Raw genomic sequence first — 13,150 nt, forward strand, 5'->3', positions numbered from 1 at the left:
GTAGGTCTATTGTAGGGAGATTTGGTGCTGATGACTAACCCGTTGGAGGTATTTAGCGATATTAGTTCAGATTTGCTGAATATAAATGCGAGGTATGAGTCAGTTTTAGCGCTATAGCACAAATAACTCTCTGAATTAAAGGGTTATATACTTTGTTATATACCCTAAATAATTCAAGTTACAGGAAGGCGGCAACGAAATGAACCCAAGGAGTTGAGATAACTCAATGACTTGGGTGAGTGATGGCAGCCAACACACATGCAGCTTGAAGTATGACGGGTATAGCGCTAGTTTTTAGTCGAAGGGATAATAGAACTGCTTATTTAACCATAAATCGATGGCATGACGGCTGGCTTCAAAGTGGGGTTCGGGCAATTCCCGTGGATTGCACCACCGCCATTGCTGACACTTGTCAGGCTCTTTCAGCTCTGGTTGCTCGCCGGTATGTTGTGCCAGCAAGCAAACGGAAACGGTATGTTTACCCTCTTCACGCCAAGTGGCGATATTATTGCACAGCGCGATAACATTCATCTCTTTGATATTTAAGCCTGTTTCTTCAGCTATTTCGCGCTTCGCCGCCTGTTCAAAAGACTCTCCAGCCTCCATATGTCCACCGGGAATCGACCAATAAGGGGCATGCTGACCGCAACGCTTACCCAGTAATACCTCACCTTGCTGATTAACGATAATGACACCCACACCGACTGCAACGGACATTGTACGGACTCCTGTTAAATGAAGGTCAGCAAGCATCAGCTATTGTGGCTGTTTTACTGCTGACAGAGTTATATTCACCATGAAAATGTGCGGGCTGTCAAAAATCCATCAAGAATAGAAGCAGAAAACTTGCATATATTCTGCGCTGGAAACACACTGATTGAAACGTTTCAGCGTTATCTCGTCACCAGATGATAAAGGGTAACGCTCCTTTTTCTCATTAAAGCTGAAACGATTCAATTTCAGCAAGAGAGGAGACTTATGTTCCAGTTATCTACGCAAGATATCCATCTGGCTGCCCAGGCAGACAGCAAAAAAGAAGCTATCACTCAGGTTGCCGCTGCGCTCACTCAGGCCGGTTGTGTTGCCGCCGCTTATGTTGATGGCATGCTGGCCCGCGAGCAGCAAACCTCGACTTATCTGGGTAATGGCATTGCCATTCCACATGGTACCACTGATACCCGCGACCTGGTGCTGAACACCGGTGTGCAGGTTTTCCAATTCCCGCAGGGTATTGCATGGGGTGAGGATCAAACGGCTTATATCGTTATCGGTATTGCTGCGCGTTCAGATGAACATCTGTCATTGTTACGCCAACTTACCCACGTTTTAAGTGATGACGCCGTTGCCGCGCGCCTGGCGAAAACCACCTCGGCTGAAGAGTTACGCAGTTTGCTGATGGGTGAGCAAAAGGCCGCTGAATTCCATTTCGACACGTCGCTGATCGCAGTCGATGTGGCGGCTGACAATCTAATCACGCTGCAAGCGCTGAATGCCGGTCGTTTGCAACAAATCGGCGCAGTAGATGCCCGTTTTGTTAGCGATGTCATTACCCGTGAGCCACTCAATTTGGGGCAGGGTATCTGGCTGAGCGACAGTACCGAAGGCAATTTGGTCAGTGCTGCTACAGTTAGCCGCCCGGTCACTGCATTTGAGCACCATGGTGAAAAAGTGGCTCTGTTGCTGACGCTCTCTGTGGCTGATGATCAACCGCTGTCGGTATTAAATTATTTAAGTGACTTATTGTTAGCGAAAAAAGCTGACGCGTTGCTGAAGGCTGATGCCGCCGCCTTGTTGGCGCTGCTCACCAGTGAGTATGTCGAGCAGGATGAAGTATTAAGCGCTGAGTTTGCAATCCGCAATGAACACGGGTTACATGCGCGCCCAGGGACGATTTTAGTCAATACAATCAAACAGTTTACCAGTGAAATCACCGTGACCAATCTGGACGGTACGGGTAAACCCGCTAATGGACGTAGTCTGATGAAAGTTGTGGCTTTAGGGGTTAAAAAAGGCAATCGCCTGCGCTTTACCGCCAGTGGTGAAGATGCACAAGCAGCATTAGATGCTATCGGTGAAGCTATCGCCGCTGGCTTGGGCGAGGGTGCAGCATGAGCAGAAGAGTTGCAACTATCACGCTGAACCCGGCATACGATCTGGTGGGTTTTTGCCCTGAAATTGAACGCGGTGAAGTTAACTTGGTGAAAACTGCCGGTTTACATGCTGCGGGTAAAGGGATCAATGTTGCCAAAGTGCTGAAAGACTTAGGGATTGATGTCACGGTTGGTGGTTTCCTGGGTAAAGATAACCAAGACGGTTTTCAACTGTTATTCAGCGAACTGGGCATCGCTAACCGCTTTCAGGTGGTGCCGGGCCGTACTCGTATTAACGTCAAACTGACGGAAAAAGATGGCGAAGTGACAGATTTCAACTTCTCTGGTTTTGAAGTCAATAAACCGGATTGGGATCGTTTTGTAACTGACTCGCTGAGCTGGTTGGGGCAATTCGATATGGTTGCGGTCAGTGGCAGCTTGCCTGAAGGCGTTAACCCTGATGACTTTACCGATTGGATGAAGCGCCTGCGCAGTCAATGTCCGTGCATTATTTTCGATAGCAGCCGTGAAGCATTGGTTGCAGGTCTGAAAGCCTCACCTTGGTTGGTGAAACCTAATCGTCGTGAGTTGGAAATCTGGGCGGGTCGACCATTGCCTGAATTGGGTGATGTGGTCGATGCTGCGCACGCTTTGCGTGATCAAGGAATTGCCCATGTGGTGATTTCTCTCGGGGCCGAAGGGGCGTTGTGGGTCAATGCGTCGGGTGCCTGGTTGGCAAAACCACCTGCCTGCGAAGTGGTCAGTACCGTTGGTGCTGGTGACTCGATGGTCGGTGGTCTGATTTATGGTTTGTTAATGCGCGAGTCCAGCGAACACACGCTGCGTCTGGCAACAGCAGTTGCTGCTTTGGCCGTGAGTCAGAGCAATGTTGGTATTACGGATCGCCCGCAGTTGGCAGCCATGATGGCAAAAGTCGACCTAAAACCCTTTAATTAATCCCTGGAGGCGAAATGAAAACGCTACTAATAATAGACAGTTCGCTCGGGCAGGCCAGAGGCCACCTTGCGACACTGATGTTGGGTGCTGCGGCGGCAAAAGCAGGACTGAGCTGGGTTGAGAATGCCACCGATGCAGAGCTGGTGATCGTCGCTGGGCAATCAGCCCCGGCTGACAGTGCGCTGAACGGTAAAAAACTCTATATCGGTGATGTGGAAAAAGCAGTGCGCGATCCTGACGCTTTCCTGGCGCAAGCCATTGCGCAGGCTAAGCCCTATCAGGCTGCGGTTGCTGTCGCACCTGCGACTACCACGGTGGCTGGCCCGAAACGTATTGTCGCTATTACCGCCTGCCCGACAGGCGTAGCACACACCTTTATGGCTGCTGAAGCCATTGAAAGTGAAGCGAAAAAACGTGGCTGGTGGGTGAAGGTAGAAACCAGAGGCTCCGTTGGTGCTGGTAATGCGATTACACCAGAAGAAGTGGCTGCGGCAGATCTGGTGATTGTTGCTGCAGATATTGAAGTGGATTTGGATAAGTTTGCTGGCAAACCGATGTACCGCACCACGACAGGTTTGGCACTGAAGAAAACCGTACAAGAGCTGGATAAAGCGCTGGTTGAAGCTGAAGTTTATCAGCCAAAAACCGGCAGCAGTACTGGCACTAAAAAAACAGAAACCGGTGGTCCTTATCGTCACCTGTTAACGGGCGTGTCTTACATGTTGCCAATGGTAGTTGCTGGCGGCTTGTGTATCGCTCTGTCATTTGTGTTCGGTATTAAAGCCTTTGAAGTGAAAGGCACATTGGCTGCGGCCTTGATGCAAATAGGCGGGGGTTCTGCTTTTGCGTTGATGGTGCCTGTTCTGGCCGGTTTCATTGCATTCTCAATTGCTGATCGTCCGGGTCTGACCCCAGGCTTGATTGGCGGTATGTTGGCAGTGAGTACGGGGGCGGGCTTCCTCGGTGGTATTATCGCCGGTTTCCTGGCCGGTTATGTGGCGAAAGCAATCAGCACTAAACTGCGCTTGCCGCAAAGTATGGAAGCACTTAAACCGATATTGATTATTCCACTGGTTGCCAGCCTGATAGTGGGTTTGATTATGATTTATGTGGTCGGTACGCCGGTGGCAAAAATCATGGCAGGTCTGACTCACTGGCTGCAATCCATGGGTACCGCCAATGCCGTGTTGTTGGGGGCTATCCTCGGTGCCATGATGTGTACCGATATGGGTGGGCCGGTGAACAAAGCCGCCTACGCGTTTGGTGTGGCACTCCTGAGTTCTTCTGTTTACGCACCGATGGCCGCTATCATGGCCGCAGGGATGGTTCCTCCGCTGGCGATGGGGCTGGCAACACTGTTGGCACGTCACAAGTTTGACAAAGGTGAGCAGGAAGGGGGCAAGGCTGCACTGGTTCTGGGGCTGTGCTTTATCTCTGAAGGGGCAATTCCGTTTGCCGCCCGTGATCCGATGCGTGTCTTGCCGTGCTGTATCGCCGGTGGTGCGCTGACAGGTGCACTGTCTATGGCATTCGGTGCACAACTGATGGCCCCACACGGCGGTTTGTTCGTGTTACTGATCCCTGGCGCAATTCATCCAGTGCTGCTGTATCTGGTGGCAATCATTGCCGGTACGGTATTGGCAGGTGGTCTGTATGCGATGTTGAAACGCGCTGATGTCGTGGTCGCAAAAGCGGCATAAGCCTGGCATCATAAGTTTCACCCATAAAAAACCGGCCTTATGTGCCGGTTTTTTTTATGTTTACTCACTGTGATTCGGCTAAATGCCAGTCAGCTAAACGTTAGCTTGTGAGTTCAGCTTGTGACTTCAGCCAGGCTATCTCTTCAGCCCAAATATCAGGATTGACCGTTTCTAAAATCAGCGGGATATTATCAAAACGGGGATCTTGCATAATATAGCTGAAGACGGTTTTACCGATATTGCCCTCGCCGAGACAGTGGTGTCGATCGACTCGGCTGTTAAATTCGCTTTTTGCATCATTAAGATGCATACCGCGCAGATACTGGAACCCGACGATATTGCTAAGTTGTTTGAAGGTATGTTCGCAATCGTCTTCTGTGCGCAGATCATAACCGGCAGCGAAAGCATGGCAGGTATCAATGCAGACGCCGACGCGGCTCTTATCTTCTACCCCATCAATGATGGCGGCCAGATGCTCAAACTTAAACCCCAAATTACTGCCCTGACCGGCGGTGTTTTCAATCACGGCCGTCACCCCCTCACTAACATCAAGCGCCATATTGATGGATTCGGCGATACGTGCCAGACACTTATCTTCATCAATTTGCAGTAAATGGCTACCGGGATGGAAATTGAGTAATGACAGGCCCAGTTGTTGGCAGCGGGCCATCTCATCAATAAAGGCTTCGCGGGATTTATCCAGCGCGTCGGTGACGGGGTGACCCAAGTTAATCAGGTAGCTGTCATGTGGCAGAATTTGAGCGGAGGTATAACCGTATAGCTCGCAAGCTTGTTTAAACTTTTCTATGACATCTTCAGCCAGTGGGGCGGCACGCCACTGACGTTGATTCTTGGTAAACAGGGCAAAGGCAGTGGCCTCAAGTTCGTGCGCCCGAATCACAGCCTGGTCTACACCACCTGCTGCGCTGACATGTGCACCGACAAATTTCATTCCATTCTCCTTTGATAATCGGGCCATTATGGCACTGATAACGTCATGATTGAATGGGTGAAGTCGCAAGGAAAAGAAAAGGGCCGCGAACGGCCCTGAAGTTAGATACTTTATGCAGCGATATGCTGAACCAGCAAATTGATGCCGGTCCCACCGACGATCAGCCAGACAAACAGTAGCAGTGCCAATAATAATGGTTTTACACCGGCCTGACGGATGGAACCCACATGTGTAGTCAATCCGAGAGCCGCCATTGCCATCGCCAGCAATATGGTGTCCAGCGTAATGAGATGGCTCACCCAAGCCGCAGGTAATAGATTCAGTGAGTTAAAACCGGCCATCAGAATAAATATCACCGCAAACCAAGGAATAGTGATGGCACTTTTTTCACGTTTTTCACCACGGGTTTTGATGTTGCAACGCGCCAAATAAGCTGAGAGTAGCAACAGGAACGGAGCCAGCATCATCACGCGGATCATTTTAGTAATCACGGCGGCATTTTCAGCCTGATCACCGATGGCATGCCCGGCGGCAACTACTTGTGCGACCTCATGAATCGTTGAACCGGCAAAAATACCAAAGGTTTCCTGACTAAATGGCAACCATTGGTAATGCAGGTTGAGTTGATACAGCCACGGATAGACAAAAATGGCGAGCGTGCCGAAAATCACCACAGTAGCGACAGCAACCGCCACTTTACTGGCATCGGCTTTCAGCACCGGCTCGGTAGCCATAATGGCTGCAGCGCCACAAATACTGCTACCGGCTCCAATTAACATCACGGTTTGCTGATCCAGACCAAATACCCGTTTACCCAACCAGCATGCCAGCACAAAGGTCGAACTGAGCGTTAAAAGGTCAATAACCATACCGGTAGCCCCCACATCCGCCACTTGTTGAAAGGTCAGCCGGAAGCCATACAAAATGATACCCAGTCGCAGTAAATGCTGTTTGGCAAAGACCACACCGTCTGAGCAGGCCGGTTGTACCCACGGGTACAAGGTATTACCTACCACGATGCCAAACAGAATGGCCAGCGTCAGTGCCCCCAATCCCATATTGATAAACCACGGCATATCCCCCACGTTGAGTGCCAAGCCGGTAATCACGCCGGTTAACACCAAGCCCGCAATATAGCGGCTTAGGGGGAACTGATGTGCTCGACGGAGTTCTTTAGTATGAGAAGTCGCCATGTTTGTTTCCTGTGTTCTGCCAAGATTGCGCACAGTTTAATGGTTTTACTCATAATAGATAAATTCATTATATATTTATAATTAATCGATATAAGTGGTAAGTGAGATGATGACTGCGCCCAACGCCAGATTATGCCTTTATAGATGTGTCGCTGTGTTTCAGCGGTGTAGCGTGAATGATGCTGAAATTTGGTATGATATGCGCAATGGAAATGAGAACAGGCGATGGCTACCCCCTAAACACAAGGACCTCAGTTGTGAAATGAAGAAAGTAAAACATGAAAAGTCACTGTGGGTGATATTAGTGATTGCCTCACTTATTTATTTATTGACACCTCCTTATTTACTCGCTTATTTTTTCAAGTTATATAACTTGAATCCTTTCCATATCGCTCCCTTGCCACATTTTAATCCTTTCAAGAGTGAACGTAGGATTCCTTTATCTCAAACGTTCAGCTATTTATTATTTATCTGGTTGATTTTAAACGCGGTTATCAGTGCCGTAGTGGCGATTATTTATCGCATATTCTTTTATTCAGATGATAATGAATAGTATTCTTACTGCTTAATTTCATCCGCCGATAACCTCCCGATTTTGCTCAAAGGTGTTAGTCTTATACGGTAATAGAGGCTATATACCCGCTATCTTTCACGTTGCAGGTGTGTTGGCTGTGCTCGCTTACTCGAATCACTTACTGGTGTAGGTTAATCGAGGGTTCTCTTGCTTGCTACCCGCCTGCATCTTGAAATCTATTGGGTACACTTTTGTCCGTCAGTTATTGTATTAACAACTAATTAGGCAGCTCGTTTCATCCAGTCACTGACGAACAGAGTGATGATAGCGTCCTCCATTTTTTACTACAGAGACCGTTATGCACATAACCTTACGTCAACTTGAAGTCTTTACTGAGGTGCTAAAAAGCGGGTCTACGACCCAAGCCTCGGTTGTGCTCGCGCTTTCACAATCGGCAGTCAGCGCTGCGTTGGCGGATTTGGAAGGGCAATTGAGGGTGCAACTGTTTGATAGGGTCGGTAAGCGTTTAGTCACCAATGAGCATGGGCGGTTGCTTTATCCCAAAGCATTGGCATTGCTGGATCAGGCAATTGAAATAGAACAACTTTTTTTGCAAGACTTAGGTGCGTTGCGGATTGCTGCTAGCAGCACTATTGGCAACTATATGCTACCGGGCATGATTGCTAAATACCGGCGTGATTTTCCTGACACACCGTTGGAATTGAATATTGGTAATAGTCAGGATGTGATTGAAGCAGTGGCAGATTTTCGTGGTGATCTGGGGCTGATTGAAGGGCCGTGCCATATGCCGGAACTGATGACCAAAGCCTGGCAACAGGATGAGTTGGTGGTGTTTGCGGCCCCGGATAATCCGCTATGCCACAAAATGCTGGCATTGGAAGAACTGGCCGATGCGGCTTGGATCCTACGAGAGCGCGGTTCTGGCACCCGCGAAGTGCTCGATCACTTACTGTTGGCGAAATTACCACATTTCAAATTGGTTATGGAGCTGGGTAATTCAGAGGCGATTAAGCGGGCGGTGCGTTATGGCATGGGGATCAGTTGCTTGTCGCGCCGGGTGATTGCCGATCAACTGGCTAGCGGTGAACTGATCGCACTCAATATTCCTTTGCCGCCACTGATACGCACCTTATATCTGATTCATCATCGGCAAAAACATATCTCTAACGCCTTGCAACGCTTTCTCAGCTACTGCCAGGAAGAGGTCTGAACCGCAGCATTAGCCGAGAGCGAGTTACCCCTGTAGGGAGAAGGATTTTAAGCGTTTTGCACCAATGATATTGGCTATTGCGGCAAGAATATCCGATAGGGCGAGGCTTTTACTGGCGAATGAGCTTTTGCTAATAATTGCACCGGGATCATGAAGGTATCTTATATCAGCGCATTGTTACTATCCGAGTCGGTGGGATTTGTTACAATCCCGCCTTATTTTTTAAGGGTGGATTAGGGTAAGAATGACTCAGCAAAATACTAAAATCCCAGTGCAGCAGGGTGCGCAGCGTTTACGCCGGGAGCTTAAATCACGGCATTTAGCCATGATTGCTATCGGTGGATCTATTGGTACCGGTTTGTTTGTTGCCTCCGGGGCAACGGTATCGCAAGCAGGCCCAGGTGGAGCATTGCTCTCCTATGCATTGATTGGCCTGATGGTTTATTTCCTGATGACCAGTCTTGGTGAACTGGCGGCGTTTATGCCGGTATCAGGCTCATTCTCAACATACGGTTCCAAATACGTTGAGGAAGGCTTCGGCTTCGCCCTTGGTTGGAACTACTGGTATAACTGGGCCGTTACTATCGCTGTTGACTTGGTCGCGGCACAATTGGTAATGAATTACTGGTTCCCAGACGCTCCCGGCTGGATCTGGAGTGCGCTGTTCCTCGCCCTGATGTTTTTACTGAACTACATATCAGTAAAAGGCTTTGGTGAAGCGGAGTACTGGTTCTCACTGATTAAAGTCACCACGGTCATTATTTTCATCATTATTGGTGTAATGATGATTAGCGGCATTATGAAAGGCGGTGAGAGTGCAGGTTGGCACAACTGGACCATCGGCGATGCCCCCTTTGCGGGTGGCTTCTCGGCGATGATTGGTGTGGCAATGATTGTTGGTTTCTCCTTCCAGGGCACTGAACTGATCGGTATTGCGGCTGGTGAATCAAAAGATCCAGGCAAAAATATTCCGCGTGCAGTGCGCAAGGTGTTCTGGCGTATTCTGCTGTTCTATATCTTTGCCATTTTGATTATCAGCCTGATTATTCCGTATACCGATCCAAGTCTGTTACGCAATGATGTTAAAGATATCAGTGTTAGCCCATTCACGCTGGTATTCCAGAATGCAGGTTTGTTGTCAGCGGCAGCAGTAATGAATGCGGTTATCCTGACGGCCGTTTTGTCAGCCGGTAATTCGGGGATGTATGCCTCAACCCGTATGTTGTTTACTCTGGCTTCAGAAGGTAAAGCGCCACGTATCTTTGCCAAGCTGTCTAAGGGGGGAGTGCCACGTAATGCACTGTATGCCACCACGGTAGTTGCTGGATTGTGCTTCCTAAGTTCAATGTTTGGTAACCAGACCGTGTATCTGTGGTTACTTAATACGTCAGGTATGACAGGCTTTATCGCTTGGTTGGGCATTGCTATCAGCCATTACCGTTTCCGCCGTGGTTATATGATGCAAGGCCGTGACTTGAACGACTTACCGTATCAGTCCGGTTTCTTCCCAATAGGGCCAATTTTTGCCTTCGTACTGTGCTTGATTATTACCTTAGGGCAGAATTATCAGGCCTTCCTACAAGACCGCATTGATTGGTATGGCGTGACTGCAACCTATATTGGTATTCCATTATTCCTGGTGATTTGGTTCGGCTATAAATTGAGTCGTGGTACTAAGGTTATCAAATACCAAGAGATGGAATTCCCGAAATGGCGTGATGACAGTGAAGATAATCTTGAGCCGACAAAACCGGTGATGACTTCTGACTAGCTTTTAGTCGCAGTCGAAATTAAGCCATAGTGATGGCAGGGCGATAATCTTATCGCCCTTTTTTTTGGTTGTAGGTTGGTTATTATTTGAGCAGGTAATTTCGCTAATTTCCCTTTATTCTCCTTCTGAGTGGAAGTGGTAATCAGGCTTATTGATTAAATAATATTATAAAATAAGCATTTACATCGAATTACATTAAATTGCTTATCGTAATCTTATTGATAAGTATTATCATTTGTTTTATTGTTAGCGCCATCTTATAAGGAAGAGTTAGGGGATGAGGGTGCAATTGTTGTCACGGAGTATGGACAAAGGCTTAAGTATCAGCCTGTTGCCAGGCTGCACACTAACGACAGGTCATCGTGCTTTGGCTGTGCTGGTAAAGGCAACAAGGCCGATGTTACCGGTAATAATATAGGCTTGGTACTTTAAGCCATGGGTTGTTAGCGATGTTCGTTCACCTGATTCACTTACTTATGTGAGCACTGAAGGGCGCGATTTATCCGTGACGCTAACTACTTGGATATATTTTGGTTGTAACAGGGTTCATAAAATAATAATTCGGCAGAAAGAGCCGGAAGCGATATTTCTGCTGTAGTGAGCTATTGCCGACATTTATAAAAATAAATTTTCACCTGCCCGCCAGGCGGCATTACTGCAAGTAAAAATCGCTGGCGGAAAAGGTTGTGGATAAATTTACACCTCATGGAGATCGTGTAATGGTTAAGGTTAATAAGGGTTTTAGAAAATCTCACAGTGCGGCATTAGTGATAGCTGCAATTATCTCATCTCAGGCATCTGCCGCTGAAACAAAAAGCCCCACGACAACTGACACGATGGTTGTTACGGCATCAGGCTTTCAACAACGTATCCAAGACTCTGCGGCGTCTATTTCTGTGGTTACTCGTGAGCAGATTGAAAATAAAGCCTACAGTGATATTACCGATGCGTTGAAAGATGTTCCCGGCGTTGTTGTCACCGGTGGTGGTAGCCACAGTGATATCAGTATTCGTGGTATGTCTGCTAAATACACCCTGATTCTGGTGGATGGTAAACGTGTTGATACCCGTGGCACTCGCCCTAACAGCGACGGTTCCGGTATTGAGCAAGGCTGGCTGCCACCACTTGCCGCCATTGAGCGCATTGAAGTTGTACGTGGCCCAATGTCCTCATTATATGGTTCGGATGCCATGGGGGGGGTGATCAACGTTATTACCCGTAAGGTGGGTAAAGCGTGGCATGGCACGGTGCGCGCAGATGCCACCTTGCAGGAAAATTCAGACTCTGGCGATATATATCAGACTAATGCTTACGCTTCTGGCCCATTAATTGATGGCTTGCTGGGATTAAAAGTTAGCGGGCTTCTCTCGCATCGTAGCGAAGATAAGATAGTCGATGGCTACAATGAGCAGCGCCTGAGAAACGGTGCGGCGACATTTACATTGACCCCTGATGATCAAAACGAGTTTGATTTTGATATCGGCCATTATGTGCAGGACAGAAACTCAACTGCCGGGCGTTCAGTCGCCTTAAACGGTAAAAGCAGTGATGTGCAATATGACCGTAATAATTATGCAGTTACCCACCACGGTTATTATGATTTCGGTAATTCCACCAGTTATGTTCAGCGAGATGAAACCCGTAACCCATCACGTAACATGAAGAGTGTTGATAATCTTTTTAATAGCCAAACCTCATTCCTGTTCGATAGCCATACCTTAATTCTTGGCGGTCAGTATCGCTATGAAGAGTTGAGCGACAAAGGTAACCAATTAGCCTCCGCCAAAGATTTGACTAAATTAACTCGCTGGAGTTGGGCGTTATTTGCTGAAGACGAATGGCAGATGACCAATGATTTCGCGTTGACCGGCGGTGTCCGTATGGATCAGGACGAAAACTACGGTACTCACTGGACACCACGGTTATACGGTGTCTGGCATTTGGCCGAACAATGGACATTAAAGGGCGGGGTATCCGGTGGTTATCGCTCACCTGATTTGCGCCAGGCAACAGAAAACTGGGGGCAAATCACCGGGGGCCGTGGCGATCCGGCCATCATTATCGGCAACGCCAACCTGAAACCAGAAAGAAGTCTCAGCCAGGAAATTGGCGTGCTGTGGGATGATCAGGGCGGTATGAATGCCGGTGTTACACTGTTTAATACTGATTTTAAAGATAAAATCACCGAGGTGCGCCGTTGTACCGATACCACGGGCAATGCATCCGGCCAATGTATGATCAATGGTACTAACTATAAATTTATTAGTGATCGTACCAACGTGGATAAAGCCATGACCCGAGGTGTGGAAGCGACCTTCGGTTGGGAAATCAATAAAGCCTGGTCACTGACATCTAACTACACCTTCACACAATCTGAACAGAAAAGCGGGCAATTCTCTGGTCAACCGTTGAACCAGATGCCTAAGCACATGTTGAACGGTACACTCAACTGGCAAACAAGCGAAGAACTGGCTACCTGGATACGTGCCAACTACCGTGGCAAAACCTCAGAGTACCTCAGCCGCACCAGTATGGGAGCGAGCACACCATCCTATACTTTTGTCGATTTAGGGGCTAACTATCAACTAACCAAAGAGTTCCGTTTGATGGGCGGGGTGTATAACGTACTAGATAAACGAGTGGATATCGAAGTTAACGATAAAGTGCTGGATGGGCGTCGTTATATGGTTGGTGCCAGCTACGATTTCTAATCTCCCTTTGTCCTTGAAGCCACAGGGTTGT

At 48.2% G+C, this 13,150-nt stretch carries 10 protein-coding genes; 7 read left to right on the forward strand and 3 right to left on the reverse strand.

Translation table 11 applies throughout. The features are described 5' to 3' along the window. Positions 1 to 294 precede the first annotated feature (294 nt). On the reverse strand, positions 295 to 717 hold the full coding sequence (locus tag A6J67_RS11480; RefSeq protein ID WP_050085026.1) for a nucleotide triphosphate diphosphatase NUDT15: 423 nt from the start codon (positions 715 to 717) through the stop codon (positions 295 to 297). Positions 718 to 978: 261 nt separating this feature from the next. Here A6J67_RS11480 and fruB point away from each other — a divergent pair, with 261 nt between their 5' ends. Genes fruB through fruA form a run of 3 tightly spaced genes read left to right on the forward strand, consistent with a single transcriptional unit; the run spans position 979 to position 4,747 of the window. Then, positions 979 to 2,112, forward strand: a complete 1,134-nt coding sequence (fruB, locus tag A6J67_RS11485) for a fused PTS fructose transporter subunit IIA/HPr protein (protein ID WP_005192062.1) — start codon at positions 979 to 981, stop codon at positions 2,110 to 2,112. Further along, entirely contained in the window at positions 2,109 to 3,047 is a 939-nt protein-coding gene (gene fruK / locus A6J67_RS11490; RefSeq protein WP_032907860.1) for a 1-phosphofructokinase, read from the forward strand. Before fruB ends, fruK begins: the two co-directional genes overlap by 4 nt. A gap of 14 nt (positions 3,048 to 3,061) precedes the next feature. Further along, positions 3,062 to 4,747, forward strand: coding sequence for a PTS fructose transporter subunit IIBC (gene fruA / locus A6J67_RS11495; RefSeq protein ID WP_050074063.1), 1,686 nt, complete (start codon positions 3,062 to 3,064; stop codon positions 4,745 to 4,747). 100 nt (positions 4,748 to 4,847) lie between these two features. On the opposite strand, the gene nfo is transcribed toward fruA, so the two are convergent. Continuing rightward, positions 4,848 to 5,699 (reverse strand): deoxyribonuclease IV, encoded by an 852-nt coding sequence (nfo, locus tag A6J67_RS11500; RefSeq protein WP_050297067.1) that lies wholly within the window; start codon positions 5,697 to 5,699, stop codon positions 4,848 to 4,850. 110 nt (positions 5,700 to 5,809) lie between these two features. Then, a complete protein-coding gene (locus A6J67_RS11505) occupies positions 5,810 to 6,892 on the reverse strand; it encodes a YeiH family protein (protein ID WP_042568253.1) in 1,083 nt (360 codons plus the stop codon). A 172-nt stretch (positions 6,893 to 7,064) separates the two neighbouring features. Between A6J67_RS11505 and A6J67_RS11510 the strand changes: the two genes are divergently transcribed. The 4 genes from A6J67_RS11510 (at position 7,065) to A6J67_RS11525 (ending at position 13,119) form a co-directional block, all read left to right on the forward strand. Next, on the forward strand, positions 7,065 to 7,445 hold the full coding sequence (locus tag A6J67_RS11510; protein ID WP_226719345.1) for a hypothetical protein: 381 nt from the start codon (positions 7,065 to 7,067) through the stop codon (positions 7,443 to 7,445). 319 nt (positions 7,446 to 7,764) lie between these two features. Next, entirely contained in the window at positions 7,765 to 8,637 is an 873-nt protein-coding gene (gene yieE / locus A6J67_RS11515) for a DNA-binding transcriptional regulator YeiE (RefSeq protein WP_005192038.1), read from the forward strand. Positions 8,638 to 8,881: 244 nt separating this feature from the next. Continuing rightward, on the forward strand, positions 8,882 to 10,408 hold the full coding sequence (locus A6J67_RS11520; protein WP_005192036.1) for an amino acid permease: 1,527 nt from the start codon (positions 8,882 to 8,884) through the stop codon (positions 10,406 to 10,408). 719 nt (positions 10,409 to 11,127) lie between these two features. Further along, positions 11,128 to 13,119 carry a ligand-gated channel protein gene (locus A6J67_RS11525; protein WP_005192034.1) on the forward strand — a complete coding sequence of 664 codons (1,992 nt, stop codon included), beginning with the start codon at positions 11,128 to 11,130 and terminating at the stop codon, positions 13,117 to 13,119. The last annotated feature ends 31 nt before the right edge of the window (positions 13,120 to 13,150 follow it).

Origin of the sequence: Yersinia sp. FDAARGOS_228 (genome assembly GCF_002073315.2) — a bacterium.
GTDB classification, from domain to species: domain Bacteria; phylum Pseudomonadota; class Gammaproteobacteria; order Enterobacterales; family Enterobacteriaceae; genus Yersinia; species Yersinia intermedia.

What these genes read in the sequence shown, in the direction of transcription:
- A6J67_RS11480 (WP_050085026.1), bottom strand. Translation starts at nt 717, where the DNA reads ATGTCCGTTGCAGTCGGTGTGGGTGTCATTATCGTTAATCAGCAAGGT.
- fruB (WP_005192062.1), top strand. Translation starts at nt 979, where the DNA reads ATGTTCCAGTTATCTACGCAAGATATCCATCTGGCTGCCCAGGCAGAC.
- fruK (WP_032907860.1), top strand. Translation starts at nt 2,109, where the DNA reads ATGAGCAGAAGAGTTGCAACTATCACGCTGAACCCGGCATACGATCTG.
- fruA (WP_050074063.1), top strand. Translation starts at nt 3,062, where the DNA reads ATGAAAACGCTACTAATAATAGACAGTTCGCTCGGGCAGGCCAGAGGC.
- nfo (WP_050297067.1), bottom strand. Translation starts at nt 5,699, where the DNA reads ATGAAATTTGTCGGTGCACATGTCAGCGCAGCAGGTGGTGTAGACCAG.
- A6J67_RS11505 (WP_042568253.1), bottom strand. Translation starts at nt 6,892, where the DNA reads ATGGCGACTTCTCATACTAAAGAACTCCGTCGAGCACATCAGTTCCCC.
- yieE (WP_005192038.1), top strand. Translation starts at nt 7,765, where the DNA reads ATGCACATAACCTTACGTCAACTTGAAGTCTTTACTGAGGTGCTAAAA.
- A6J67_RS11520 (WP_005192036.1), top strand. Translation starts at nt 8,882, where the DNA reads ATGACTCAGCAAAATACTAAAATCCCAGTGCAGCAGGGTGCGCAGCGT.
- A6J67_RS11525 (WP_005192034.1), top strand. Translation starts at nt 11,128, where the DNA reads ATGGTTAAGGTTAATAAGGGTTTTAGAAAATCTCACAGTGCGGCATTA.